General features: G+C 66.3%; 25 protein-coding genes. 4 read left to right on the top strand and 21 right to left on the bottom strand.

Annotated features, from left to right (window positions below; genetic code table 11):
- The first annotated feature begins 215 nt into the window (after positions 1-215).
- Entirely contained in the window at positions 216-392 is a 177-nt protein-coding gene (locus CF68_RS37740) for a hypothetical protein (RefSeq protein WP_200872568.1), read from the top strand.
- Between the two features lie 514 nt (positions 393-906).
- On the opposite strand, the gene aceB is transcribed toward CF68_RS37740, so the two are convergent.
- Both aceB and CF68_RS18650 read right to left on the bottom strand, forming a co-directional pair.
- The gene (gene aceB, locus CF68_RS18645; RefSeq protein WP_035821520.1) at positions 907-2,493 is read right to left on the bottom strand and encodes a malate synthase A; all 1,587 of its coding nucleotides are present in this window, start codon (positions 2,491-2,493) and stop codon (positions 907-909) included.
- 50 nt (positions 2,494-2,543) lie between these two features.
- Complete coding sequence (locus tag CF68_RS18650; RefSeq protein WP_035821522.1) at positions 2,544-3,245, bottom strand: haloacid dehalogenase type II; 702 nt, start codon at positions 3,243-3,245, stop codon at positions 2,544-2,546.
- A gap of 283 nt (positions 3,246-3,528) precedes the next feature.
- Between CF68_RS18650 and CF68_RS18655 the strand changes: the two genes are divergently transcribed.
- Entirely contained in the window at positions 3,529-4,479 is a 951-nt protein-coding gene (locus tag CF68_RS18655) for a substrate binding domain-containing protein (protein WP_035821524.1), read from the top strand.
- Between the two features lie 175 nt (positions 4,480-4,654).
- Entirely contained in the window at positions 4,655-5,089 is a 435-nt protein-coding gene (locus tag CF68_RS18660) for a universal stress protein (RefSeq protein WP_035821526.1), read from the top strand.
- 83 nt (positions 5,090-5,172) lie between these two features.
- On the opposite strand, the gene CF68_RS18665 is transcribed toward CF68_RS18660, so the two are convergent.
- On the bottom strand, positions 5,173-5,934 hold the full coding sequence (locus CF68_RS18665) for a M48 family metalloprotease (protein ID WP_084187319.1): 762 nt from the start codon (positions 5,932-5,934) through the stop codon (positions 5,173-5,175).
- A 1,257-nt stretch (positions 5,935-7,191) separates the two neighbouring features.
- Between CF68_RS18665 and CF68_RS36330 the strand changes: the two genes are divergently transcribed.
- Complete coding sequence (locus tag CF68_RS36330) at positions 7,192-7,461, top strand: DUF2188 domain-containing protein (RefSeq protein ID WP_084187323.1); 270 nt, start codon at positions 7,192-7,194, stop codon at positions 7,459-7,461.
- 760 nt (positions 7,462-8,221) lie between these two features.
- On the opposite strand, the gene aceA is transcribed toward CF68_RS36330, so the two are convergent.
- The 18 genes from aceA to ssuD all read right to left on the bottom strand — a co-directional run bounded on the left by aceA (position 8,222) and on the right by ssuD (position 26,578).
- Positions 8,222-9,517 (bottom strand): isocitrate lyase, encoded by a 1,296-nt coding sequence (aceA, locus tag CF68_RS18675; protein WP_035821528.1) that lies wholly within the window; start codon positions 9,515-9,517, stop codon positions 8,222-8,224.
- A 337-nt stretch (positions 9,518-9,854) separates the two neighbouring features.
- A complete protein-coding gene (locus tag CF68_RS18680) occupies positions 9,855-10,808 on the bottom strand; it encodes an alpha/beta fold hydrolase (RefSeq protein ID WP_235205815.1) in 954 nt (317 codons plus the stop codon).
- 86 nt (positions 10,809-10,894) lie between these two features.
- Positions 10,895-11,311: a gamma-glutamylcyclotransferase gene (locus CF68_RS18685; protein ID WP_035821533.1), complete on the bottom strand. Its 417-nt coding sequence runs from the start codon at positions 11,309-11,311 to the stop codon at positions 10,895-10,897.
- Between the two features lie 2 nt (positions 11,312-11,313).
- Positions 11,314-11,811 carry a ribonuclease E activity regulator RraA gene (gene rraA / locus CF68_RS18690; protein WP_035821536.1) on the bottom strand — a complete coding sequence of 166 codons (498 nt, stop codon included), beginning with the start codon at positions 11,809-11,811 and terminating at the stop codon, positions 11,314-11,316.
- A gap of 48 nt (positions 11,812-11,859) precedes the next feature.
- Positions 11,860-13,599, bottom strand: a complete 1,740-nt coding sequence (locus CF68_RS18695) for a thiamine pyrophosphate-binding protein (RefSeq protein WP_369798891.1) — start codon at positions 13,597-13,599, stop codon at positions 11,860-11,862.
- A gap of 57 nt (positions 13,600-13,656) precedes the next feature.
- Complete coding sequence (locus CF68_RS18700) at positions 13,657-14,922, bottom strand: MFS transporter (protein ID WP_035821540.1); 1,266 nt, start codon at positions 14,920-14,922, stop codon at positions 13,657-13,659.
- 134 nt (positions 14,923-15,056) lie between these two features.
- Positions 15,057-15,881, bottom strand: coding sequence for a LytTR family DNA-binding domain-containing protein (locus CF68_RS18705; protein ID WP_035821544.1), 825 nt, complete (start codon positions 15,879-15,881; stop codon positions 15,057-15,059).
- 89 nt (positions 15,882-15,970) lie between these two features.
- Complete coding sequence (locus tag CF68_RS18710) at positions 15,971-17,146, bottom strand: sensor histidine kinase (protein ID WP_035821546.1); 1,176 nt, start codon at positions 17,144-17,146, stop codon at positions 15,971-15,973.
- A gap of 62 nt (positions 17,147-17,208) precedes the next feature.
- On the bottom strand, positions 17,209-17,577 hold the full coding sequence (locus CF68_RS18715; protein WP_010810506.1) for a terminase: 369 nt from the start codon (positions 17,575-17,577) through the stop codon (positions 17,209-17,211).
- Between the two features lie 267 nt (positions 17,578-17,844).
- Positions 17,845-18,789: a CysB family HTH-type transcriptional regulator gene (locus CF68_RS18720; protein WP_010810505.1), complete on the bottom strand. Its 945-nt coding sequence runs from the start codon at positions 18,787-18,789 to the stop codon at positions 17,845-17,847.
- The gene (locus tag CF68_RS18725; protein WP_035821548.1) at positions 18,786-19,895 is read right to left on the bottom strand and encodes a sulfate/molybdate ABC transporter ATP-binding protein; all 1,110 of its coding nucleotides are present in this window, start codon (positions 19,893-19,895) and stop codon (positions 18,786-18,788) included. Before CF68_RS18725 ends, CF68_RS18720 begins: the two co-directional genes overlap by 4 nt.
- Positions 19,892-20,821 carry a sulfate ABC transporter permease subunit CysW gene (gene cysW / locus CF68_RS18730; RefSeq protein WP_035821550.1) on the bottom strand — a complete coding sequence of 310 codons (930 nt, stop codon included), beginning with the start codon at positions 20,819-20,821 and terminating at the stop codon, positions 19,892-19,894. Before cysW ends, CF68_RS18725 begins: the two co-directional genes overlap by 4 nt.
- 1 nt (position 20,822) lies before the next feature.
- Positions 20,823-21,785 carry a sulfate ABC transporter permease subunit CysT gene (cysT, locus tag CF68_RS18735; protein ID WP_035821556.1) on the bottom strand — a complete coding sequence of 321 codons (963 nt, stop codon included), beginning with the start codon at positions 21,783-21,785 and terminating at the stop codon, positions 20,823-20,825.
- Between the two features lie 158 nt (positions 21,786-21,943).
- Positions 21,944-22,615: an alpha/beta hydrolase gene (locus CF68_RS18740; RefSeq protein ID WP_035821559.1), complete on the bottom strand. Its 672-nt coding sequence runs from the start codon at positions 22,613-22,615 to the stop codon at positions 21,944-21,946.
- Complete coding sequence (locus tag CF68_RS18745) at positions 22,612-23,463, bottom strand: EAL domain-containing protein (protein WP_035821562.1); 852 nt, start codon at positions 23,461-23,463, stop codon at positions 22,612-22,614. Before CF68_RS18745 ends, CF68_RS18740 begins: the two co-directional genes overlap by 4 nt.
- 187 nt (positions 23,464-23,650) lie before the next feature.
- Positions 23,651-24,562, bottom strand: coding sequence for an ATP-binding cassette domain-containing protein (locus CF68_RS18750; RefSeq protein ID WP_035821565.1), 912 nt, complete (start codon positions 24,560-24,562; stop codon positions 23,651-23,653).
- 35 nt (positions 24,563-24,597) lie between these two features.
- On the bottom strand, positions 24,598-25,401 hold the full coding sequence (gene ssuC, locus CF68_RS18755; protein ID WP_035821569.1) for an aliphatic sulfonate ABC transporter permease SsuC: 804 nt from the start codon (positions 25,399-25,401) through the stop codon (positions 24,598-24,600).
- Between the two features lie 13 nt (positions 25,402-25,414).
- Positions 25,415-26,578 carry an FMNH2-dependent alkanesulfonate monooxygenase gene (gene ssuD, locus CF68_RS18760; protein WP_035821573.1) on the bottom strand — a complete coding sequence of 388 codons (1,164 nt, stop codon included), beginning with the start codon at positions 26,576-26,578 and terminating at the stop codon, positions 25,415-25,417.
- Between the last annotated feature and the right edge of the window lie 6 nt (positions 26,579-26,584).

A 26,584-nucleotide genomic window follows, 5' to 3' on the forward strand; every position in this document is an offset into this window, starting at 1 on the left:
CCTCAGCACACAGAATTCCTGACACCTCCCATGGATCTTCGTTGATCGCGTCCTCGATTACCATGATGGAGACGTTTGCCGCGCCTGTCTGGCATGTTGCGGTCATGGCCCCTCACTGGTGAGCGCCCCGAGATCAGCGCCCATGGGGCTGCTAGCGACGGGCGGCATAAGCGCCGTGCCGTTTCGGACTAGAATCCTCTGAGGAGGTGTCAGTCATGTCAGCTATCAAGCGCATCGATCCGGGCCATTCCGCCTATCAGGCCGCGCCGCACAGGACGACCCGCTACCCTGCGGAGCACGTCACGTTGACGGCTGGCTCCAGGAAGAGGCTGCGCCCCTGTGTGCCGCATCGAAAGGTCGGGCGCGGCAAGGTCGGCGTCGGCGGCAAGTAGGCACCTGCAGCCCTTGTATGGCGTCGGGCTTTAGAAGATGGCTTGACGTGAATTGGCTGTCCGGCGCGAGGGCAAAAAAACGCGATCGTTCCTCCAACTCTACCCTGCCGACTTGATGTCCGCCGAAGCGTATTCGCTGCCTCCGCGCAAGCCAGGACACTCGATCGGCATTGACGGGCAGCCGTGCTGCTAGTGCTTTGAATCGTCGACCATGTCCCCCTCGATGTCGAACGGCCGCTTCTGGCTGCTGATTCAACCGGATGCCGTCGTTCCCACCGCGACAATCCAATGTATATCCGATTGCATGGATATGCGCCAAGGTCAGACCGTGGAGAATATCTGACCTGTCCCACCGCTCCCATCAACTCAGTTCAGACGCCGGCGACCCCGTCCCCATTGTGGAAACCAAAGGCGTCGCCCTACCCACTATCACACTGACGTCCTGGCGAACTCCCAAAAAGAAAAAACCGCAGCCAAAGCCGCGGTTTTTTCATCCTGCTAGAACCCTACCCGCTCAAACTTCCTCATACAGCGGCAGCGTCAGGAACTCGGCAAAATCCTCCGACGTAGACATCTGCTCAAAAATCTCAGCAGCCCGGTCATACGTCTTGGTATCGCCACCAACCAGTGCCTTCACCTTGGCCAGCTCTTCCGGAATCAGCTTGCGCACCAGCTCAGCCGTCACCTTGGTGCCGTCTTCCAGCTTGCCCTTCGGCGAGCGGATCCACTGCCACACCTGCGAGCGCGAGATCTCGGCCGTAGCCGCATCTTCCATCAGGTTGTGGATCGGCACGCAGCCGTTACCGTCCAGCCAGGCGCCCAGGTAGTGGATGCCGACGTTGATGTTCATGCGCAGGCCGTGCTCGGTGATCGGCGTTTCCGGCTTGAAGTCGAGCAGGTCGGCGCCCTTCACTTGCACGTCCGGGCGTTGCTTGCCGAACTGGTTGGGCTTGTCGCCCAGCACTGCCACGAATTCCTTCATGGCCGGCTCGACCAGGCCCGGGTGAGCCACCCAGCCGCCGTCATAGCCGTCGGTGGCGTCGCGGCGCTTGTCACTGATGATGCCTTCCATGGCGATGGCGTTCTTCTCCGGATCGTTCTTGATCGGGATCAGCGCGCTCATGCCGCCCATGGCGGGAGCGCCACGGTGGTGGCAAGTCTTGAGCAGCAGCAGCGCGTAGGCGCGCATGAACGGTGCGGTCATCGTGACCTTGGCGCGGTCGGCCAGGCAGAAGTCCTTGTCGTTCTTGAACTTCTTGATGCACGAGAAGATGTAGTCCCAGCGGCCGGCGTTCAGGCCAGCGCTGTGCTCGCGCAGTTCATACAGGATTTCGTCCATCTCGAACGCCGCCAGGATCGTTTCGATCAGGACGGTGGCCTTGATGGTGCCTTGCGGCAGGCCGATTTCGTTTTGCGCCATCACGAAGATGTCGTTCCACAGGCGCGCTTCCAGATGGCTTTCCATCTTGGGCAGGTAGAAGAACGGGCCAGCGCCGCGGGCGATCTGCTCGCGGGCGTTGTGGAGCAGGAACAGCGCGAAGTCGAAGATGCCGCCCGAAATGCGCTTGCCGTCGATGGTGACGTGCTTCTCGTCCAGGTGCCAGCCGCGCGGACGCACTTGCAGGGTGGCGATCTTGTCGTTCAGCTTGTATTGCTTGCCCTTGGATTCCAGGGTCAGCGTGCGGCGCACGGCGGCCTTTAGGTTGACCTGGCCCTGCAGCTGGTTGTGCCAGTTGGGGGTGTTGGAATCCTCGAAGTCGGTCATGTAGCTGTCAGCGCCCGAGTTGAAGGCGTTGATGACCATCTTGGCCTCGACCGGGCCGGTGATTTCCACGCGACGGCATTCCAGGGCCTGGGGGATCGGAGCAACTTTCCAGTCGCCTTCACGGATGCTCTTGGTTTCCGGCAGGAAGTCGGGGAGCTCACCGGCGTCCAGGCGCTTGGCGCGTTCCACGCGCGCGGCCAGCAGTTCCTGACGGCGCGGTTCAAAGGCGCGGTGCAGCTTGTCTACCAGGGCCAGGGCTTCCGGCGTGAGGATATCTTCGTAGGCCGGCAGGATCTCGCCGGTAATCTTCATGCCCGCGGGCAGCGTGATAGCCATCAGTCTTCTCCTGTGATCGATAGCGGTAAGGCTTGGTTGAAGGGACCCTGCTACACCGCCACGCCACGCGCGCGGACGAATTCCAGCAGGTCGTTCATGTCGTGCCCGGTGCCGGAGGGGGCTACGTCGAGCCGCTCCGCCGGATGGCCGGCACGGTTGATCCAGAACGTGGTGTAGCCGAACCAGGTGGCGCCGCAGGCATCCCAGCCGTTGGACGAGACAAAGAGCATCTCTTCCGCGGGCAGGCTGAAGGCTTGCGGCCCCAGCGCGTAGGCGGCCGGCGCGGTCTTGTACTGGCGCACGGCGTCCACCGACAACACGTGGTCGAACAGGCCATGCATGCCGGAGCTCTTGACCGAGATGTCCAGCATCTCGGCGTTGCCGTTGGACAGGATGCCCAGCGGCAGCCCGGCGCGGCGCAGGCGCTTGAGCGCTCCCAGGTTCTCCGGGAACGCGGACAAACACGCGTATTCCTTGAGCAGCTGCGCTTCGGCGGCTTCATCCAGCGTCAGGTTCAGGCGCTCGGCGGCGTAGCGCAGCGCGTCCACGGTGATCGCCCAGAACGGCTTGTAGCGCGAGCCATCGGGGGCGGCCATGGTGCGGATGCGCGTGTAGTCGATCTGCCGGTCCCGCCACAGCAGCGCCAGCGCCTCGCCGCGGCCCGGGAACAGCTGTTCCGCGCGCGCGGTGACGGAATACACGTCGAACAGCGTGCCATAGGCATCGAAGACGACTGCGCGGATCTTGTTCATGAGGGCCTGGGCAACCTGCAACGGTACGGGCGACTGGGGTGGATGGGACGAGCAGACCACAGCTGCGTGGCTCTGTACACCATTGAATGCATCGAATTGTAGGGAGACGCTGCACTGCGGCAAAGTGGTCGCGGGTCACTTGATCTTTTACTTTTACGCCACTAATCTTGGCTGACTAAAACAAAACTCCGCACCAAATCCTCCTCACTGCCGGCCATATGGACGCAACGCCACCGACTGCGTGACCATGCCGGCACACCGCACGTACATCAGGCAAACATTTGTGGACCATTTCAAACAACTGGAGACCTTTGTATCCGTCGCGTCGCGCGGCAGCCTTTCCGCAGCGGCGGCGGCTGAAGGCGTGGCGCCGGCCATCATCGGGCGGCGCATCGACGCGCTGGAGGAGCGCCTGGGGGTCAAGCTGCTGGTACGGACCACGCGCAAGATCAGCCTGACCTTTGAAGGCTCTGCCTTCCTGGAAGACTGCCAGCGCATCCTGAACGACCTGCACAACGCCGAGGCCAGCGTCTCTGCCGGCGGGGTCAAGGCCAGCGGGCACCTGCGCGTGACCGCCCCGGCGGGCTATGGCCGCAAGCACGTGGCGCCGCTGGTGCCGCTGTTTATTGAGTCGCACCCCGACGTTTCAATCACGCTGGACCTGTCTGACCGCGTGGTCGACCTGGTCAATGAAGGCTTCGACTGCGCCATCCGCCTGGGCGACCTGCCCGATTCCAGCCTGGTATCGATCCGTCTGGCCGAGACGCGCCGCGTGGTGGTGGCCTCGCCCGAGTACCTGGCGCGCGCCGGGTGCCCCGGGGCGCCGGAAGAGCTGCAGCGCCACAACTGCCTTGCCTTTGGCGCCAGCGCCAATGTGCAGCGTGGCTGGGTATTCCAGGAGGAAGGCCGCGCGGTCACGGTCAAGGTGGGCGGCACCATGGAATGCAGCGACGGCGCGGTGCTGCATGAGTGGTGCCTGCAAGGCAACGGGCTGGCGTGGCGCTCCTGGTGGGAGGTGGGCAGCGAGATCGCCAGCGGGCGGCTGGTGACGGTGCTGGATGAGTTCCAGGCGCCGCCGATCGGCATCCATGCGGTGTTTCCGCAGCGCAAGCACCTGCCGCTGCGGGTGCGGCTGTTTATCGATCACCTGAAGAACACCTACGGCAACCCGTCCTACTGGCGCCGGGCCGAACAGGCCGCGGCCATGCCGGTTGCGGAGGTCCTGGCGGGCTGAAGGCTGGGGCACCTGCCGTGTGCTGAGACACTTTCATTGCAATTGATTCCGCGCAATGCCCTTCTCGGCACACTGACTACAATGGATTCGTGACAGGCGCGTCCCGGCGCCCCGGCATCCGCCGATGCCAGCTGGCTGCCCTGCCCCGATCCCCTAGTCAGAAAAGGAGCCCCGCATGTTCCAACATATCCTGCTACCCACCGACGGCTCGGAACTCTCCAAGAAAGCCATCAACGGCGGGCTGGAGCTCGCCAAGGCCATCGGCGCGCGCGTCACAGCCTATGTCTGCCTGGAGGAGTACCCCTACACGCCGTTCAGCGAAATCGTGGTCGAGGCCCCGCAGGCCTTCAAGGACCGCATCGAGAACCAGGCCAAGCTGTACCTGAAGGAAATCGAGAACCTGGCCACGTCGGCCGGCGTGACCTTTGACGCCGATATGTCGACCTTTGCGGTGCCCTACCTGGGCATCATCGACGCGGCCGAGCGCCATGGCTGCGACGTGATCTTCATGGCGTCTCATGGCCGGCGCGGGTTGTCCGGCCTGCTGCTGGGCAGCGAGACGCAGAAGGTGCTGACGCATACCGACATCCCGGTGATCGTCTACCGCTGACCCCCGGGCGCATCGCGCCAACAAAGCAAAACCGCCCGCACCGGCATGACCGGTGCGGGCGGTTTTTTGCTTGCGCAGGCCGCTTACGAAGCCTTGCTGATGCGCTGCTCGATATGCTTGGCGCGGTCTTCCGAGCCCGGGTGCGACGAGAACATGCCGGACTTGCCGCCGTCCAGCTTGGCCAGCTTCTGGAACGCCGTCACCAGGCCACGCGTGTTGGCCTTGTTCTTGGTCAGCAGGTCGAAGGAGTAGTCATCCGCCGCGCTTTCCTGCGACTGCGAGAACTGCGCGTTGATCAGCTTCTCGCCCAGCTCGCCCAGTTGCGACTGCGACAGTGCCGCCACCGCGCCGTTGCCGGCCGCTGCCGCCGCGCCGCGTGCCGCCGTGGCAGTGTAGGCAACCTGCATCGCCTTCTTGGTGTGGCCCAGCGCCACGTGGCCCAGCTCATGGCCCAGCACGCCGCGCACTTCATCGTCGGTCATCATGTCCATCAGGCCGCTGTAGACGCGCACGCAGCCGTTGGCCATGGCCCAGGCGTTGACGTCCTTGGTCATGTAGACCTTGGCATTGACGTTGGGCACGTCGCTGTTCTTCAGCCCGCCCATGATCTTGACCAGGCGCTTGCTGTAGGTGGTGTTGGCAGCGGCGATCTTGTTGGTCTTGTCCGATTCAGCGCAGGCCTGGTCGGACAGGCTCTTTACGTCGGCGTCGGACAGCGTGGCAGCCTTGGCCAGCGAAGTGCCGGCGCTCATCACGCCCTCGAGATTGGTGGGCATGCCGCCGGAACAGCCGGCCAGCAGTGCCGCCGCGACGGCGCAGGAAACGAGCGAGAGAGATGCTTTCATGATGTTGTTCTTGGTGAGTGGCTCGGAAAGTGCCGATAAAGGCCCCGGCACTTTAAGCCATCTCTCTTACGGCGGGAATCACCCAAATGCTGCAAGTTGGCAAAAGTGACAATTTATTGCGTTTCAGCAAATTCGCGCCGGCCGCAGGCCCAGTGCTTCGATGTCGGCTCATGCGGGGCCGCCCCCCCCAACCTGTTCGCGGGCAATCACTGTCTGCGACTGCCATCTCCCGATTCGTTGCCGCCAACCTTGACATCTGGCGGGGGTAGCGCCCGAGGCAGCGCTGACGCCGCTGCGTCCCCAATCGCCTCGAACCCGCGCGACTTCGTGCGCGCGGATCGCCGGCCCGGTAGCGGCACTATGTGCATCATGCCAAAGAGGTAGTTGGTCTCGGCCGATCAGGCTTACTCGTTCATCCGACCGAGCTCAGGATGCCTGACGGCCGACCGCTATCACGCTCGGGCTTCCTTTAGTGTCCTCGATGCGTGGCAGGATGCCCGAAGCAATGTTCTGCCTAACCGCGGCTTTCAGCTCAGCAACATCCCAACGCCCCTGTTCGATGGCGCCCAGCGCATCGCCAGCGACTGCGAATCGCCCACCACAGGCAGCGCAACGGTAAATGCGGCTGCCATGCAGGCGATCTTGTCGGTCGAGCCAGCGTCGCGCCAATGCGGAGCATAGTAAGCAAGGTACGGCTTCGGTTGTACTCACGGTCTAACCTTGGTCGATTGCCAAACCCGCCTGAAGGCCGGCCCAGCGTGTTGCAGCCGAGTTTTAGCTGTCAATGCGGAATGCACCAACTGCATTGGGCGCGCATTGTGGAATGCATTCGTCATTGCCCTACTTGGGTGGCCAGTGCGAAACATGCGAAGACTGCCGGCATGCACATGGCCAGTACCCCAAAGGCGATCAACCCCCTAAATAATTCCGCCCGCAGCAGCCATGGGATCCATAGGTCAGGGGTCAGCATCAGGGACAGCAAGATATAAGTGGCCAATCCTGAGGCATAAGGGCGCATGACCGTATCCTCGTAGTCGCAGTAGCGTTGGCTCAAGTTTCAATTAAGAAACATCCCTTTAGGGGGTAGAACTGTTCGAAATGCAACAGAACCAACCGGCGCAGCCGGGGCAGCGCGCCCCCTAGCGCCAATCTCAGGGCGTGACCCGCCTCAGTGCGGGCTCTTTTTGTCAGACGGCGCCTGATACCGGACGGCGAGCAGCATGCAGAAACTGGATCCGACGACTTCAGGAGACGGCCATGCCAGGAAGAAACATACACGTCGTACGAATCGAGGGTCTTCAATGGGTAGTTGAAATTGAGGATGGATCCACCGACCGTCAATTCTTCCCTTCCCGGGAGGCGGCCATTGATGCAGGCACAGCAATGGCCCAGCAGGAGAAGGCCGATTTAATCGTCCATGGCCGTGACGGACTGATTCGCAGGCGAAAGTGCTTTGGCGATGCCCCGCGCGGGAGCAAGAGGCGTGTCGTAGCCGGCCGGCTGCCGCTTGCACCGGCGCTGAGCTGAGTTGCGGCCGATGCCGAGGGTAAGACCTTCCCGCGCGGCCCCTGGTGGCCAGTTGCCAGTTGCCAGTTGCCTCCCACCAGGCCGCGCTTTGCCTGGCGCGTCAGCACGCTATGCATTTTCGCGCCGACGTCCTTATTACAGGCTTGCCGTTGTCGCGTGCGACAAGCCTCTGGCAAATATCGCTCGCATTTTTCGCTCCAGCTGAACTTCCCCCGGGGTTGCGAAGGCAACTAGAACGTCTACGACAGGCGTAGATCGCTTGCTTCCAGCGCTTTCACTGCAATGCACCGGAGCTCGTTACGCTGCGACGGCAAGGTACAGGCAGCCCAGAATGAGCAATCCAGCGACGAGCGCGAGGTAATAGCGCGCGCCATGCGGCGGGTGTTTCGGGTAACCGGGAAGGTGAGAAACGTGGCGCTTCATCGCGGTTAGCGTGCAGTAGACTGAGTCAAGCATAGGCCTCTGAGAGCAAGAACGCCATTTTCAGACCGGCTCTACTGGCGGCTCGCATGCCCTTTCACGTCGTACTACTCTCGACGCCATTGGTAACACAAAACGGGGCGACCCCGTACGCCTCAGCACCGTCTCGACTGCCTGCGTAGATTTTGAACAGCTACCCGCCAACCCGCGCCAGCATTGGCAAATAAAAAACCGCGCCGTCCCTGAGAGAGAACGGCGCGGCGCCTAAATCAGAAAGCGTGATGGTCACACGCTTTCTTTAACCGCCGGACCCACGTCCCGGCGGGGGTGACCAGGAGAGTCAGGCCACTTTCTTGTCTTCGAAGAACTGCTCGTCTTCGGTCGAACCCTTCAGTGCGGTCGTCGACGACTGGCCGCCTTCGATGGTCTGGGTCACGGCGTCGAAGTAGCCGGTGCCGACTTCGCGCTGGTGCTTGACCGCGGTGAAACCCTTCTCGGCTGCCTTGAACTCGGCTTCCTGCAGTTCCACGAACGCGCTCATCTGGTTGCGGGCGTAGCCGTAGGCCAGGTTGAACATCGAGTAGTTCAGCGAGTGGAAGCCGGCCAGCGTGATGAACTGGAACTTGTAGCCCATCGCGCCCAGTTCCTTCTGGAACTTGGCGATGGTGGCGTCGTCCAGGTTCTTCTTCCAGTTGAACGACGGCGAGCAGTTGTAGGCCAGCATCTTGCCCGGGAACTTGGCGTGCACGGCTTCGGCAAACTTCTTCGCGAACTCGAGGTCCGGCTTGCCGGTTTCGCACCACACCAGGTCAGCGACTTCAGCGTAGGCCAGTGCACGCGAGATCGACTGCGCCAGGCCGTTCCTGACGCGGTAGAAGCCCTCCACGGTGCGCTCGCCGGTGCAGAACGGCTTGTCGTTTTCGTCCACGTCCGAGGTCAGCAGGTCCGCGGCCTCGGCGTCGGTACGGGCGATCACCAGGGTCGGCACGCCCGAGACGTCGGCGGCCAGGCGGGCAGCGGTCAGCTTGGCGACGGCTTCGCGGGTCGGCACCAGCACCTTGCCGCCCATGTGGCCGCACTTCTTCACCGAAGCGAGCTGGTCTTCGAAGTGAACGCCGGCGGCGCCCGCTTCGATCATGGACTTCATCAGTTCAAATGCGTTCAGCACGCCGCCGAAGCCGGCTTCAGCGTCAGCCACGATCGGGGCGAAGAAGTCGGTGTCGCCCTTGCCTTCGCTCCACTGGATCTGGTCGGCGCGCTGGAAGGTGTTGTTGATGCGCTTGACGACTTGCGGCACCGAGTTGGCCGGGTACAGCGACTGGTCGGGGTACATTTCACCGGCCAGGTTGGCGTCGCCGGCAACTTGCCAGCCCGACAGGTAGATGGCCTTCAGGCCGGCCTTCACCTGCTGCATGGCCTGGTTGCCGGTCAGCGCGCCCAGCGAGTTGACGAACGGCTCGGTGTGCAGCAGGTTCCACAGCTTTTCGGAGCCGCGGCGGGCCAGAGTGTGCTCGACCTGGACCGAACCACGCAGGCGCACCACGTCTTCGGCGGTGAAGTTGCGCTTGATACCCTTCCAGCGGGGATTGGTCTCCCAGTCTTTCTGCAGGGCCTGGATCTGTTCTTGGCGGGTCATGGTCACTCTCCTGATGATGCGGGGATGGCTGAGAATCTCTTGATCACCTGGCCTGGACTGCGTCGCGGTGCTGCTGCGTGGGCCGCTGTTTTTCGCGTCTCAGGTCATGTGTCTTATATAAGAGTGTAGAGAACCCTCCCGCGTTGCAACAACCTCGATCTGCAGTTACTGCTTAGTTTTTTTCATTCAGCAATTCAATGACTTAGCGATTTTATTTCACGATGCGGGACATGATCTTCCATCATGAGAAATGGTCTTGTGCTACGCAAACCATGTATTTTTGCGGTCCAAAACATCTTTCCACATCGTGAAAAATGTGCAGGATGCGCTGCGGCCGCTAGCGGAGGCGCGAGGCACGCAGCGCCGGTGAGGCCGGCTCCCCTTCCAAATGCTCGATAAATTCCCGCACCATGGCGGCAAACCCCTGGGCGTCGGCCAGCGGCAGCCAATGGTGCGCGGGCACGGTGCGGCGCCAGAGCTGCGTGGTCCAGCGGTGCAGGTCTTCGGTCAGCGCCGGCTTCACATAGCGGTCATGCAGCGGCACGATCACCTGCACCGGCGCATGGGCATGACGCTGGCGCGGGGCGCGTAGCACCGGCAGGAAGTTGGCGCGGTACAAGCGCACACCGTGGCAGCCGTCGGCGGTTTGTGTGGAGCTGGGACCCGTGCGCAGGTTCTCGGTCAGGCGCAGGTAGCGCGGCCAGGCGCGGCCCAGCCACAACCGCCAGGTCAGTTCAGGCAGCCACGGCAGGTGGAAGGCGCCGATATACCACGATGCCGCCAGCTGCCGCAGCGTCTTGCCCAACGCAGCCAGCGACTGCTGCCCGCGCAGTTCGCGCAGGCCGATTGCCGCGTGGTCCAGGCATGGGCCGGAGCAAGAGGTAAATGAGGCGATCCGCCCTTGCAGCCGTACATCGGTGACGAACTCCCAGCTCTGGATCGAACCCCAGTCGTGCCCCACCAGGTGCACCGCGCGCTGCGGCGAGACCGCGTCGATGACTGCGATGAAGTCATCGGCAAGCTTCGGCAGCCGGTAAGCGTCAGTCGCACGCGGCGCGGTTGAGCGCCCCGCCCCGCGCACGTCATAGGTCACCACATGGAAGCGCCCCGCCAGTTGCGCCGCCACGCCGTGCCAGACCTCGCTGCTGTCGGGATAGCCGTGCACCAGGACGATGGTGGGCCGCCCTGGCCCGGGCTCACCCCAACTGGTGGCGGACAGCCGCACGTCGCCGGCGTGGATAAAGAACTGCCGGGGAAAGACCTGCGGCTGCAGGGATTGCGGAGCGTTCATGGCCGTCGATTCCATTGGTCGATGTCATCGCCGGTCATGCTACGCAAAAGCAAACGGCGCCGCGAATGGGTGAAACGAGCCGGGGTTCAGGCCGCGGCCGTATCGCGTGCGCGGCGATAGGCCACCCAGTCGCCGCTGTCGATGCGCGGCAGCGTGGCCACCGCTGACTCGGCCACCGGATACAGCAGGCAGGCGATAGGCTGGCCGTTGTGCAACACGGCCCGTTCCTCGCGCACGAACAGCGTGGCCTGTCCGGGATAAACCTCTTCGATCTCGTCGAGGACCGGCAACAACGCCTCGGCAATCTCATAGATATCGCCCACCACCGGCCCGCCACCAGCGTCCAGCACTAGGCCGGGATAGGCGCCGAAGTCAAAGAGCCTGCCCGCGATCGTCCCCGTGCCCAGCAGCGTGGGCGCGGCAATGCCGTGGCGCTGGGCGGCGGCATTCAGGTCGTTGACCTCGCCGGCACGCAGCGTGCCGTAGACAAAGACGCGCGGCATGCTCAGTTCCCCAGCTTTTCGTCCGACACCAGCACACCGTCGGCGTCGACGTAGATCCAGTTGCCCGGGCGCACCACCGCGCCGGGCATCTGCACCGCGACGTCGCTTTCGCCGACGTTGCGCTTCTGGCTCTTCTGCGGATGCACGGCCAGCGCGCGGATGCCGATGTCGCACACGTCCAGCTCCGCGGTATCGCGGATGCAGCCGTTGACGACGATGCCGACCCAGCCGTTCTTCTCGGCCAGCAGGCCAAGGTTGCCGCCCACCAGCGCGCAGCGCAGCGAGCCGCCGCCGTCGATCACCAGCACCCGGCCCTGCCCCGGCGCTTCCAGCGCGGTGCGCACCAGCGAGTTGTCTTCGAACACCTTGAGCGTGGCGGCGGGGCCGGCAAAGGCGCCCTGCTTGCCGAAGACTCGGAACACCGGCGCCATCACGCGCAGGGTGCCGTCGGCAAGGCGGTCTTCATGCGCGTCGCACAGGTCGGTGGTGACGGGCTTCATCGATGGTCTCCTGATAGGTAAGAAAGAATCCGGTCGGGCCGCACGGGCTCATGGCTTCTGACTGGCCAGCGCTTGCGCGCGGATCGCGCTCAGCGTCGTGCGCGGCGTGATCACGTCCGGGTCCACCTGGATCTCGATCAGCGTGGATACCGGAGCGGCCAATGCCTCGCGCAATGCCGGGGCAAAGGCTTCGGTCGTGGTTACGGTCGCGCCGCGCGCACCATAGGCGCGCGCCAGCGCGGCAAAGTCGGGGTTGTGCAGCTCCGTGCCCGAGACATGGGTCGGGTATTCGCGTTCCTGGTGCATCCGGATGGTGCCGTACATGCCGTTATTGACGACGATGAAGATCACCGGCGCCTGGTATTGCATCGACGTAGCCAGTTCCTGGCCATTCATCAGGAAGCAGCCATCGCCGGCCAGCGCCACCACGGTGCGCTGCGGGAAGGCGATCTTGGCGCCGACCGCCGCCGGCACGCCATAGCCCATCGCGCCGCTGGTCGGAGCCAGCTGGCCGCGGCCGCCGCTGGTGAACGGGCGATAGTGGAAATAGCGGTGCAGCCAGCTGGCGTAGTTGCCGGCGCCATTGGTCACGACCGCGTCGGCCGGCAGCAACTGGTCCAGCGTGCGGATGACTTCGGCCATGTCGACGCCCTGCCCCCTGAACGCGGGCGGCTGCAGGTAGCGTTCATAGTCGGCATGCGCGGCTTCGGTCCACCCCTGCCAGCGCGGCGCGGCGGCGGGCTGCAGGCCGGCCAGGCGCGCGGCGATGGCCGGCATCGATGCCTGGATCATCAGGTCGGCCTGGTACACGCTGCCCAGTTCCTCGGCGCCGGCGTGCACGTGGATCAGCTTTTGCGCGGGTCGCGGCGCGGCGATCAGCGCGTAGCCGCTGGTGGTCATCTCACCCAGCCGCGGGCCGATGGCCAGCACCAGGTCGGCGTTGCGGACGCGCTCGGCCAGCGCCGGGTTGATGCCGATGCCGACATCGCCGGCGTAGTTGGGATGGCGGTTGTCGAACAGGTCCTGGCCGCGGAAGGCGCAGCCCACCGGCAGCGCGAAGCGCTCGGCAAAGGCCTGCAGGTCGGCGCAGGCCTGCGGCGTCCAGCCGCTGCCGCCGGCCAGCACGAAGGGACGCTCGGCGGCGTTGAGCATCTCGGCCAGCCGCGCCAGGTCGGCCTCGCCGGGCCAGCTCATGACGCGCTGGTAGGCCTGCAACTGCGGCACTACCGCAGTCTGCGCCAGCATGTCTTCGGGCAGCGCCAGCACCACCGGACCCGGACGGCCCGAGGTGGCGGTCTGGTAGGCGCGCGCAATGTATTCGGGGATGCGTTCGACCCGGTCGATCTGCGCCACCCACTTGGCCATCTGGCCGAACATGCGGCGGTAGTCGATTTCCTGGAAAGCCTCGCGGTCCATGAAGTCGGTGCCGACCTGGCCGATGAACAGGATCATCGGCGTCGAGTCCTGGAAGGCAGTGTGCACGCCGATGCTGGCATTGGTGGCGCCCGGCCCGCGCGTGCAGAAGGCCAGCCCGGGGCGGCCGGTCAGCTTGCCGTAGGCCTCGGCCATGACGGCGGCCCCACCCTCCTGGCGGCAGATGATGAAGCGCAACTGATCGCGGCGGCGGTGGAAGCCGTCGAGCACGGCGAGATAGCTTTCGCCCGGCACGCCGAAGGCCAGCTCGGCGCCGTGCGCCAGCAGCGCATCGACCAGGATATGGCCGCCCGGCAGCGGGGTGCCGTGTTCGGAATCGTCAGGCTGGGTGGCATTGGCCGGCGTCATTGACATGAGAGCATCCTCAGGCGATCGAATTCGGAAGGCGGTGCTTGGGTGGCCCGGCCCGGGCTAGGCGGCCTCCGCCTGGCCCGCCGTCGCGCCGCGGCGCGAGCGGTTGCCGTTGCCCACCGTCACCGCGGTGAAGATCGACAGCAGCTGGAAGCCGCCGATCATGAAGAACACCCAGGCCGGCAGCTTTGCATCCATCAGCGCACCGAAGAACAACGGGCCACACGCCAGGCCGATATCCAGGCCCGAGTAGACCACGCCATAGACGCGCCCGGTGGCACCGGCGGGGGCGGCCGCGCGCACCAGCAGGTCGCGCGACGGCCCCGCGGTACCTGCGCCAAAGCCGATCCCGCCCATCAGCACCGGCACCAGCAGCGCCGGCACCAGGTTCAGCCCGACCAGCACTGCCATCAGCCCCGACACCGTGAAGCTCACCGCGATCAGCCGGTCATGGTTGCTGGTGCGGCTGGCGGCAAAGCCGCCGACGATCATGCCGCCGGCGCTGCACAGCATGTAGATGGTGTAGGACGCGGTCGCCAGCGTGAACGGCATACCGTACAGGTAGGTCAGCGCAGTCGGCGCAAAGCTCTGGATGCCGGCGGCGGAGAATGTGGTCAGCAGGAAGAAGGCCCAGCACACCCACACCTGCGGCAGGCGCAGGAAGCCAAGCACGCTGCCGCCCGCCCCCGCAGCCTTGGCCGCAGGCCGGCCCACGGCGCCCTGCACTTCGCGCGGGTCCAGCACATGGCGCAGCACCACCAGCACGGCCAGCACGATAAAGGCCACCGCCGAGGCCGCCGCCAGCGCCACGCGCCAGCTGGCCAGGTTGGCGATCGCCACCAGGAACAGCGGCGCCGCCGCCCAGCCCAGGTTGCCGGAAATGCCGTGCACCGAGAACGCATGGCCCAGCCGGGGCTGCGACACATGCTTGTTCAGCAGCGTGAAGTCGGCCGGGTGGAATACGCCGTTGCCCAGCCCCGCCACGGCCGCGCCGAACAGCAGCGCGGCGTAGCCGGAACTGGTCGACAGCAGCAAGGCCGCGGCGCCCAGGAAGGCCAGCCCGGCAAACAGCACCGGCCGCGCGCCGAAGCGGTCGACCACAAAGCCGGACGCGGTCTGCACCACCGCCGAGACCGCGAAGAACACCGTCATCAGCAGGCCCAGCTCGGCATAGCTCAGGCCGAATTCCGCCTTGACCCAGGGGAACAGCGGGGCCAGCAACAGGTGGTAGAAGTGTGAGACCCCGTGGGCCAGGCCAACCAGCCCAATCACCTGGGCATCATGACGAAGGGAATTGCGCGTGGGATCGAGTGCGGCGGTGGACATGGCGCTGGTGGCAGGGGCTGTGCGGCAGGACGGGAGGCGGCAGCCCCAAAAAAATACGGGCCGAAGCCCGCATCATAGAGGAAAACCCATGCCCTCTGCAGCCAGGTGGCGGCCACGCCGCCCGCCGACCGCGCTTACATCTGCTTGAACAGGTGCGCGTACTGGCGCGCCACCGGAAGCAGTTCAGGACGGTCGCGCAGCCGCAGCGACAGCCGTCCCAGCGACTGGTTGACCGCGCTGGCCACGCAGGTGATGTTGACCACGGTGCCACGATGGACCTGCCAGAAGCGCTCCGGGTCCAGCTGCTGCGTCAGCTCGCGCAGGCTGGTGCGGATCAGCGCTTCGCCGGCGCCGGAGACCACGTTGACGTACTTGTCGGTGGCCTCCAGATAGATGACTTCGTCCACGGGGATGATGCGCACCTCCTGCCCCACCAGTGCCTTGATAAAGCGCAGGTACTGCCGCTGCGGCGCACCGCCCGTGCCTGGGGTGGCGTGCTCCAGCGATTCCAGGCGCGCCAGCAACTGGCCGAGCCGGTCCGTCTCCGCGATCGAGGCTTCGGACTCGGTGTCTTCATCGTCGGCGGGGCCGGCCAGCCGGTCCTTCAGGCGCTGCACCGTGGCCTCCAGCCGTTCGCGCTGCACCGGCTTGAGCACATAGTCCACCGCGGCGCGCTCGAACGCCTCCAGCGCAAACTGGTCGTAAGCGGTCACGAAGACCACCAGCGGCGGGGTGTCGAATTCGATCAGTTCGCGCGCCACGTCCATGCCGCTCATGCCCGGCATGCGGATATCCAGGAAGGCCACGCGCGGCTGGTGCTCGCGCGCCGCCGCCAGCGCGGCCACGCCGTCGTGGACCACGGAAACGATACGGGCCTCGGGCCACAGCGACATCAGTTCGGATTCCAGCACGCGCGCCAGCAGCGCTTCGTCATCGGCGATCAGAAGGGTCGGGGTCATGGGGGCGTTGGGGTGGTGGATGGGTCCAGGCGTTGTCAGCGGCACCGCCAGCCGTTCTTCTTGTCAGGCGTGCTGGCAGGCGGTGCGCGTCAGAGCCGTTGCATGGCCGGGGCCGATGCTGGCATGCCCTCCGGCACATTGGTGACTGTCTGGGTCAGGGTGGGCGCTTCGGCCGGGCGCTCCAGCGGCAGCGTCAGCCGCACCACCACGCCGCGCGGGGTGTTCTCTTCCATCTGCATGGAGGCCGCCGCGCCAAAGATGCGCGCCAGCCGCTCGCGCACATGGGTGATGCCCAGGCCCGAGCCCTTGCCTGAGGCATGGCCAAAGCCCACGCCGGTATCGGCGATGATGACCTGCACCGCATTGTCGCCGGCCGCGCGCGCCGACAGCCGGATATGGCCGCCGATCATGCAGGGCTCGATGCCGTGCGTGACCGCGTTTTCCACCAGCGGCTGGATCAGCATGGGCGGGATCTCAACCTTCGCCAGTTCGCGCGGCAGGTCGATGTCGAACGAGAGCCGCTGGCCGAAGCGCATGCCCTGGATGTCCAGGTAGCTGCGCAGCAGCTCGAACTCCTGCCGCAGCGTGCATTGCTCGGCGCGGGTATGCGCCAGCGACATGCGCAGGAAGCCGATCAGGCGCTGCAGCAGCTGGCGCGCGGCGGGCGGGTCGGTGGCGATCAGCCCGTCGAGGTTGGCCAGCGAGTTGAACAGGAAATGCGGCTCGATCTGCGCCTGCAGCGCCATCAGCTGTGCGCGCACCAGCTGCTTTTCAGCTTCTTCGCGCTGCAGGGCGTCCAGCGCGGCCTGGCGCTCCAGCGAGGCCAGCTTCTCGCGCGACCAGTAGAAATAGATCATCGAGGCCGCGGCCAGCATGCCCACCACCAGGCACATACGCAGCATGCCGCCGGCTTCGTCCGCCGATTTGGGCGGCAGGTCCAGCGCCACGCGCGTGGCCCAGCTGCCGAACACCACGCCCGCGGGCACCGCGGCGGCGGCCAGCAGCAGGAAGGGCCAGCGGCGCGGCCGGTCGTTCCACCAGATCACCACGCGCGGGATGTCGATCAGCACCCAGATCGACAGGCCGATCAGCTGGCTGTAGACAAAGTTGTGCCACAGGCTGCCGCCGGTCTGGAAGCCGTAGTTCAGGCTGATGGCGATCACCGAGTTCATGCACAGCACGAACAGCAGGTCGCGCCCGAGGATATTGAGCCGGGAGGGGATGGCGGTGGCGACGTTGGAGAAGCAGCGGTCCATGGCGTTCATGTTAGCGCGGACTGAGCCTGGCGCAATGCGGGAATGTGATGAAACGGGCAGCGCGGGCCACCTCAGCCGCCCTGCCCGGCACGCCGGCCGGCCAGCGCGCGCCACCATTGGCCGGACAGCACATAGCGCGGGAAGGTGATCCACTGCTCGGCCAGGATGCGGCCGGCGATGTCCGCCGGCCCGGCAAACGGTTCCGGCGCGTGGGCTTCCAGCCGGTGCCCCCGGCCCTGCAGGGCCATCGACATGCCCATGCACACCAGCCCCAGCGCCACCGCCGGCAGGCTCAGGCGCAACAGGCCGTAGAGGCCCAGCACGGTGCCTGCCATGAACATCGGCACGGCCACGATATGCAGCAGCAGGTTGCGGGGATGCTGGTGGTTGCGGGCATAGCCGCGCCACTGCCAGCGCAGCAGCGGTTCGTCGTCTCGCATGATCGTCTCTGTCTCCCTTGCCCGGCCCTTGCAGACCGGCGGCCGCGCGCAAGCTTTGTTGCACTGCGGTACACGTACGGCGCTCGCCGTACGGCAAGGCGCGGGCACGTGCAAGGACTGTACCCCTCACCCGGGCACGAAGAAAGTCTCTTGCGACGAACGGCGGGCACGGGGCGCGAACGGCACCGTGCCGGGGCGGATGGCGCAGGCCGGTGGCGCTCGGGTGGCCCCTGCGCCGCCTGGCAGCCGCCCGGAATCAGGCCGGAATCAGGCCGCCAGGGCCTGGCGCTCCTGTTCGGACAGCGCGCTGCTGACGGTGTCGGGCGACAGGTGCGGCGCGAACATGTTGATAAAGGCGTGCGCATAGCCGCGCAGGTAGGCGCCCCGCCGCACCGCGACGCTGGTGGTGTTGGGCGCGAACAGGTGGTCGGCCGAGATCCGCACCAGGCCGGAATCCTTGCGCTCGTCATAGGCCATCGAGGCAATGATGCCCACGCCCAGGTCCAGTTCGGCGTAGGTCTTGATCACGTCGGCGTCCAGCGCGGTCAGCACGATCTCCGGCTGCAGGCCGGCCTCGGCAAAGGCGCTGTCGATCTTGCGGCGGCCGGTGAAGCCGGCGTCGTAGGTAATGAGCTGGAAGCCGGCCACGTCTTCGAGCGTCGGCTCGGGCAGGCGCGTGAGCGGATGGCCGGGCGAGACCACCAGCACGTGCTGCCAGCTGTAGGCCTCGAACGAGGTCAGCCCGGCCTCGGTAGCCAGGGCCTCGGTGGCGATGCCGATATCGGCCTGCCCCGTCAGCAGCAACTCAACGATATGCGTAGGCGACGCCTCCTGCAGTGCCAGCGTCACATGCGGGTATTCGCGGCGGAATGCCTGCACCACACGCGGCAGTGCATAGCGCGCCTGGGTGTGGGTGGTGGCAACGGTCAGGCGGCCGGTATGGCGGCCGGCGTATTCGTCGCCGGCCTGGCGCAGGTTCTCGGCCTCCAGCAGCAGGCGTTCGACGATGCGCACGATCTCGCGCCCGGGCTCGGTCAGCCCGGTCAGGCGCTTGCCGTAGCGCTCGAAGATCTCCACCCCCAGTTCTTCCTCCAGCTCGCGGATCTGGCGCGACACGCCGGGCTGCGAGGTGTAGAGCGCGTTGGCGACCTCGGTCAGGTTGAATTGGCGGCGCACCGCCTCGCGGATGGAACGGAGTTGCTGGAAGTTCATGGCGTAGCCTTTTCTTGTTGGGTGGACGTGGTACGCGGTTGCGTGAACACACGCAGCTGGCGCGGGCGCACCGCGAGCAGCTCGCCTTCGCGGAAGCCCGCGTGGCGGAAGCGCTCCAGCGGCAGCGCGACTTCAATCACGTCCTGGTTGTCTTCACGTTCGAGTTCAAGCTGCGCCACCGGGCCCAGCGTCAGCGCGCGGCGCAGCGTCACGGCGATGCCGTCGGCGCCGGGCGAATAGCGTTCCAGGTCGAGGTCATGGGGGCGCACATAGGCCACCGCGTCGCCGGCGGTCTCATGGCCGCTGCCGACCACCGGCAGCACCGCCTCGCCGGTATGCAGCAGGCCGCCGCTCTCGCCCACTTCCAGGCGGCCGTGGAACAGGTTCACGTTGCCGAGGAAGCCGAACACGAAGGGCGTGGCCGGATGGTTGTAGACCGCCTCGGGCGAGCCATACTGCTCCACGTGGCCGCGGTTCATCAGCACCACCTGGTCGGCCACTTCCAGCGCCTCCTCCTGGTCATGGGTGACGAACACGCTGGTCACGTGCAGTTCGTCGTGCAGGCGGCGCAGCCAGCGGCGCAGCTCCTTGCGCACCTTGGCGTCGAGCGCGCCGAACGGCTCGTCCAGCAGCAGCACGCGCGGCTCCACCGCCAGCGCACGGGCCAGCGCGATACGCTGGCGCTGGCCACCCGAGAGCTGCGACGGGTAGCGGTCGGCCAGCCAGTCGAGCTGCACCAGCTCCAGCAGCGAACGCACCTTGTCGCGGATCTGCGCTTCGCTCGGGCGCTCGGCGCGCGGCTTGACGCGCAGTCCGAAAGCCACGTTCTCGAACACGCTCATATGCTTGAACAGCGCGTAGTGCTGGAACACAAAGCCCACCTGGCGCTGGCGCACATGCTGGTCCGAGGCATCGCGCCCGGCCAGCACGATCTGGCCCGCATCGGCGCGCTCCAGGCCGGCGATGATGCGCAGCAGCGTGGTCTTGCCGCAGCCGGACGGCCCCAGCAGCGCGGTCAGCTCGCCTTCGTCGAAATCGAGCGAGACGTTGTCCAGCGCGACAAAGTCGCCAAAGCGCTTCTCTACGTTCTTGACCTGGATGCTCATGATGCTTGTCCTTGCAAACTTGCCAGCGGCCGCTCTGGTGCAGCCTCTTCGGTTTCCTTGCGGGCGCGCAATTCCACCAGCGTCTTGATGCCGAGCGTGACCAGCGCCAGCAGCGTCAGCAGCGAAGCCACCGCAAAGGCCGCCGCGAAGTTGTACTCGTTGTAGAGGATCTCAACATGCAGCGGCATGGTGTTGGTCAACCCGCGGATATGGCCCGACACCACCGAGACCGCGCCGAACTCGCCCATCGCCCGCGCATTGCACAGGATCACGCCGTACAGCAGGCCCCAGCGGATATTGGGCAGCGTGATATGGCGGAAGGTCTGCCAGCCCGAGGCGCCCAGCACGATCGCGGCCTCTTCCTCTTCGCTGCCCTGCGCCTGCATCAGCGGGATCAGCTCGCGCGCAACAAAGGGGAAGGTGACGAAGATGGTGGCCAGCACGATGCCCGGCACCGCGAACATGATCTTGATGTCGTGCGCTTCCAGCCACGGCCCCAGCCAGCCTTGCGCGCCGAACAGCAGCACGTAGACCAGGCCGGAGATCACCGGCGACACCGAGAACGGCAGGTCGATCAGCGTGATCAGCAGGTTCTTGCCGCGGAAGTCGAACTTGGCGATGGCCCACGCCGCCGCCACGCCGAACACCACATTGAGCGGCACTGCGATCGCCGCCACCGTCAGCGTGAGCTGGATCGCGGCGAGTGCGTCGGGCTCGATCAACGCTTCCCAGTAGGTCTGCACGCCCTTGCGCAAGGCTTCATAGAACACCGAGGCCAGCGGTACGAACAGGAACAGCGTGAGGAACAGCACCGCCACCGTGATCAGCGTGTAGCGCACCCACGGCGCTTCGCCGGTGGCGTCAAACCTGTGATGGGCCGGGGCGTTGGCTTGCCCGCCCAGGCGTCCCGCAACTGCGCCGGCCATGTCAGAACTCCTTGCCCGTGGCGGGCGCTTCAGGTGCCAGCGCGGCGCGCACACCGGATTGATGGCGGCGCGTCCAGGCCTGCAGCAGGTTGATCAGCAGCAGCAGCCCGAAGGAGATCACCAGCATCACCACCGCCACCGCGGTGGCGCCGGCGTAGTCGTACTGCTCCAGCTTGGAATAGATCATCAGCGGCGCGATCTCCGACACCATCGGCATGTTGCCGGAGATAAAGACCACCGAGCCGTACTCGCCGGTGGCGCGCGCGAACGACAGCGCAAACCCGGTCAGCAGCGCCGGCAGGATGGCGGGCAGGATCACGCGCTGGAAGGTCTGCAGGCGGTTGGCGCCCAGGCTCGCGGCCGCTTCTTCCAGCTCCTGCTCAACATCCTCCAGCACCGGCTGCACCGTGCGCACCACGAACGGCAGGCCGATAAAGGTCAGCGCCACCACCACGCCCAGCGGCGTGAACGCGACCTTGATGCCAAGCGGCTCAAGATAGCGGCCGATCCAGCCATTGCCGGCAAACAGCGCCGTCAGTGCGATACCGGCCACCGCGGTGGGCAGCGCGAACGGCAGGTCCACCAGCGCATCGATCAGGCGCTTGCCCGGGAAGCGGTAGCGCACCAGCACCCAGGCCACCACCAGCCCGAACACCGTATTGACGATGGCCGCCACCAGCGACGCGCCGAAGCTCAGCTGCAGCGACGCCACCACGCGCGGCGCCGTGACCGAGGTCCAGAACGCGTCCCACGTCATCGTGAACGTCTTCAGGAACGTGGCTGACAGCGGGATCAGGACGATCAGCGTCAGATAGAACAGCGTGAAGCCGAGCGACAGGCCGAAGCCGGGCAGCACGGTAAAGCGCTGCCTGGACGGGCTGCGCGGCGCGCGCGTGGCGCCGGAGTCAGGCACGCGGGGAGCGGCTGGCGGCGGCGTATCCGCCAGGGAAATGGATGGTGGCATGTCGTCTCGTCTGTGAGCGGTGCGTCGCCGGGCGCTGCTGGCTGGCCCCGGTGGGCCGTTCTTTATGACGCCAGCGCATATTGCACCGGCCTACGAGACAGATTCTGCAGAGTCGCCCTTATTAACAGAACGAATCTTTATGAATTTTCTTAGATGATTTAGATATATGGAATGGTAGACGTCACTTCGACACCCGCCTCCAATGATACTGATGAATCACTTCTTGAGCCGTCGTCACCGGCCTGACCGATGCGCTGCACCAGGGTATCGAGCAGCGCGAGACCCTCAGGCCAATCGTCCAGCCCGGAATCGGCATTGATGTGGCCCAGGCTGCCCGCATCGACCAGCTCGCTGCCCCACAGCGTGCCCCAGCTGAAAGCGGTGCGCTGCGGCATCCATGGGTCGTTGCGGCTGGCTACCAGGATGGTCGGAAACGGCAGGCGGTAGGCCGGCAGCAACGCCGCCACGCCAAACTTGTCCGGATCGGCCGGCGCCACCAGCAATGCGCCGGCAATGCCGACCGGATCCAGCGCCGCCTGGCGCAACGACGCCAGGCAGCCGAAGCTGTGCGCCACCAGCACCGCGCCGCGCGCGGCCACGCGCTGGGCGCGCATCACGCCTTCGGAGACGCGCTCGGCCCACAGCGGCAGGCTGGGGCGCGACCAGTCGTGCTGCTCCACCCGCTGCCAGTCGTGGAAGCGCTGCTCCCAGCGGCTCTGCCAATGTCCCGGGCCGCTGCCATGCAGCCCCGGCACGGTCAGCACCTGCAGGTGCCGCGGGATGTCCAGGCGCGTGCCGTGGCCGCCGGATAGCCGGTTCGCTTGCGTCATACCACCTCCTTGTCCAATGCATGCGCGGCGCTCGCCAGGCCTGTGCGCAGCCCTGCCGCACTGACCGGCGCGCCGGCGAAGGCGCCCTGCCCCAGGCCGATGCCCGCAGCCTGCAGGCGCTCGATGCTTTCGGCGTTCTGCAGGCGCCGCCCGATCAGCGTTACGCCGGCATTGGCCGCGCTGGCACGCAGGCCCGACAGCTGGCGGTCGGTCCAGGTGCGGCGCATGTCCAGCTTGAGCCAGTCCGGCAACGCGTGCGCCATCAGCGCACCGGCCTCCGCCGGATCCGACGCCTGCAGGCTTACCGCGAAACCGTTGCGCCGATAGTTGCCAACCACATGCAACAGCAATGCCAGGTCGTCATTGGCGCTGGCCGGCACCTGGATCACAAAGCGCTCCAGCGGCAGGCCCAGCGACTGCAATGCGCGCCGGAAGGCGGCACCGTGGTCGTCGGTGACAGCGGCCAGCAGCCGGTTATGCACGTTCAGCACCAGCTTGTGCTCGCCCTCGGCGGCAAAGTAGTTGATGGCATGCAGCAGGCGCGAAAGCCGGTCCAGCGACACCAGGGTGTTGTCGTCGGCCGCCATCGCAAACAGCTTCCATGCCGCCAGGCCCATGCCGTCCTCTGCGTAGGTGTGGATCGAACCCTCATGCGCCACCACCTGCCGGTCGGCCAGCGTCACCAGCGGCTCGAACGCGCTGGTCAGCGAGCAGTTGAAGAACTGGCCCTGCACCTGCCCGCGCGCGTCGCGCCACAATTGCCGGTCAGCCAGCGGCTGGCGCGGCAGCGATTCCAGATAACGTTGGAGCGCAGGCACTGCGCCCGCGGGTTCATGCACGCCTGGCATGGCATTCCTTGGGTTGACCGGGCCCCTCGGCCTCATGGTCGGATTGGTGATGACGGGCGCTCCATGCGCCCTCTGTACTGTCGCACCGCATCGGCCTGCCTGCTCATGATAGGAGGTCAACGCGCGCGAGCGAATGGAGATTACGGCCTGTCGATATGCGCGGCGCACATTGCCGCAGGTGGCACGGTCACGCCGCCCAACTCACATTCAGTGGCGCGGTCGTGGCGGCGGGGTCGGCATGCACACCTGCATGCGACGGTACCTGCGCCTGCGGCGCTTGCCGCATCACCCGCTGCAGCACCTTCGCTTCCAGTTGCGCGAATCCCGCCGCGCCGCGTTCGCGCGGGCGCGCCAGCGCCACGCGCTCATCCATGGCAATGCGGCCGTCCTCGATCAGCACGATGCGGTCGGCCAGCGCCACAGCCTCGGACACATCGTGCGTGACCAGCAGTGCCGTGAAGCCAAGGCGGCGCCACAGCGATTCGATCAGCCCCTGCATCTCGATGCGCGTGAGCGCATCCAGCGCGCCCAGCGGCTCGTCCAGCAGCAACAACTGTGGATGGTGGACCAACGCGCGCGCCAGCGCCACGCGCTGGCGCTGGCCGCCGGACAGGCGTGCGGGCCACTCCCTGGCGCGGTCGGCCAGGCCCACCTGCGCCAACACGTTGGCGGCTTCACCGCGGCGTGCGCGCGGCAGGCCCAGCGCGACGTTGTCCAGCACGCGCTTCCACGGCAGCAGCCTTGCGTCCTGGAACATCACGCGCACGTCGGCGTGCCGCGCGCGGCCCTTCGCCGCGGATTCACCGTCGACGGTGATGCTGCCGCCATCGGCCGCTTCCAGTCCCGCCACCAGCCGCAGCAGCGTGCTCTTGCCGCAGCCGCTGCGCCCGACGATCGCCAGGAACTCGCCCGGCGCCACGTCCAGCGCCACGTTGTGCAGCACCTCGCGGCCGTCATAGCGCTTGACCACCTGGCTCACGTGCAACGCCACGCCACCCGCCTTGCGCGGCGCCTCGGCCACCGGACTGGCCGCCTCGCGGCGCGCCAGGCCTGCTTCCAGCTCGGCCAATGCCGCTTGTTCCACCGGATACATCTGCATCTCGATCTCCTTGCTTGATTGGGGCGACGGGCCGGTCAGGCCGCCGCGTAGCCCGGATGCCAGCGCAGCCAGTAGCGCTCCAGCCCGCGCGACAGCCAGTCGGCCAGCTTGCCCAGCAGCGCATAGAGCAGGATGCCCACCAGCACCACGTCGGTTTGCAGGAACTCACGCGCGTTCATGGTCATGTAGCCGATGCCCGATTGCGCGGAGATGGTCTCCGCCACGATCAGCACCACCCACATCAACCCCAGCGCGAAACGCACGCCCACCAGGATGCCCGGCAGCGCGCCGGGCAGGATGACCTCGCGGTACAGCTGCCAGCCGGACAAACCGTAGCTGCGCGCCATCTCCACCAGCCCCGTATCGACCGAGCGGATGCCGTGATACGTGTTCAGGTAGACCGGGAAGAAAACGCCCAGCGACACCAGGAACAGCTTGGCGCTCTCGTCGATGCCGAACCACAGGATCACCAGCGGAATCAGCGCCAGCGCCGGGATATTGCGCACCATCTGCAGCGTGCTGTCGAGCAGCGTGGCCGCGGTGCGGAAGGTGCCGGTCAGCAGACCCAGCAGCAGGCCCAGCCCGCCGCCGATGGCAAACCCCACCAGCGCGCGCCAGGTGCTGACCCCTACGTGCTTCCACAACTCGCCCGAGCGCGCCAGTTCCCAGGCGGCCTGCACCACGGCCAGCGGGGCCGGCAGCACGCGACTGGAGAGCCAGCCGTTCTGCGAGGCCAGTTGCCAGACCACGATCAGCAGCACCGGCACGATCCACGGGGCCAGCGCGCGCACCAGTGCCTGAGGTGCCTGGCGCGGTGGCTGCAATAGAGGAGCGTTCATGGTTGCCCTCCCCTCAGCTCTGCGCGGCGCGCGGCACGATGCCAGTCGCCATGACTTCACCGAACGGACCCGACAACACCTTGCCCGGCAGCTTGTCTCGCACCGAGCGCGGCAGCAGCGGGAACACCAGTTCGGCAAAGCGGTAGGCCTCTTCCAGGTGCGGGTAGCCGGACAGCACGAAGGTGTCGATGCCCAGCTCGGCGTATTCGCGCATGCGTTCGGCCACGGTGTGCGGATCGCCCACCAGCGCGGTGCCGGCACCGCCGCGCACCAGGCCAACGCCGGCCCACAGGTTGGGGCTGATCTCCAGCGCTTCGCGCGTGCGGCGCGCGCCGCCGGCGTGCAACGCGGCCATACGGCGCTGCCCTTCGGAATCCATCTTGGCGAACACGGCTTGCGCACGCGCCACGGTCTCGTCATCGAGCCGGCTGATCAGGTCGTCCGCTGCAGCCCAGGCGGCGGCTTCGGTCTCGCGCACGATCACATGCAGGCGGATACCGAACTTCACCGTGCGGCCATGGCGCGCGGCCTGCCGGCGCACGTCGTCGAGCTTCTGCGCCACGTCAGCGGGCGGCTCGCCCCAGGTCAGGTAGGTATCGACCTGCTCGCCGGCCAGCGCATGCGCCGGCGCCGACGACCCGCCGAAGTACACCGGCGGATGCGGCTGCTGCAGCGGCGGATAGAGGACGGTGGCACCTTTCACGCTCAGGTGCTTGCCCTCGAAATCCACCTTGTCGCCGTCATGGCTGGCGGCCAGCACCTGGCGCCAGATGCGCAGGAACTCGGCCGAGGCCTCGTAGCGCGCGGTGTGGTCCAGGAACAGGCCGTCGCCTTCCAGCTCGGCGGTATCGCCGCCGGTGACCAGGTTGATCAGCAGCCGGCCGTTGGAAATGCGGTCGAAGGTTGCCGCCATCCGTGCCGCCAGCGTCGGCGCCATCAGGCCGGGGCGCACCGCGACCAGGAATTTCAGGCGCTGCGTGACGGCCGCCAGCGCCGATGCCGCCACCCATGGGTCTTCGCACGAGCGCCCGGTCGGGATCAGCACGCCTTCGTAGCCCAGCGTATCGGCGGCCACGGCAACCTGCTTCAGGTAATCGAAGCTGACCTCGCGCGCGCCTTCCGAAGTGCCGAGGTAGCGGCTGTCGCCGTGGGTGGGGATGAACCAGAATACTTGCATGTCGTT

Source organism: Cupriavidus sp. SK-4, assembly GCF_000611125.1.
Classification (GTDB): Bacteria; Pseudomonadota; Gammaproteobacteria; order Burkholderiales; family Burkholderiaceae; genus Cupriavidus; species Cupriavidus necator.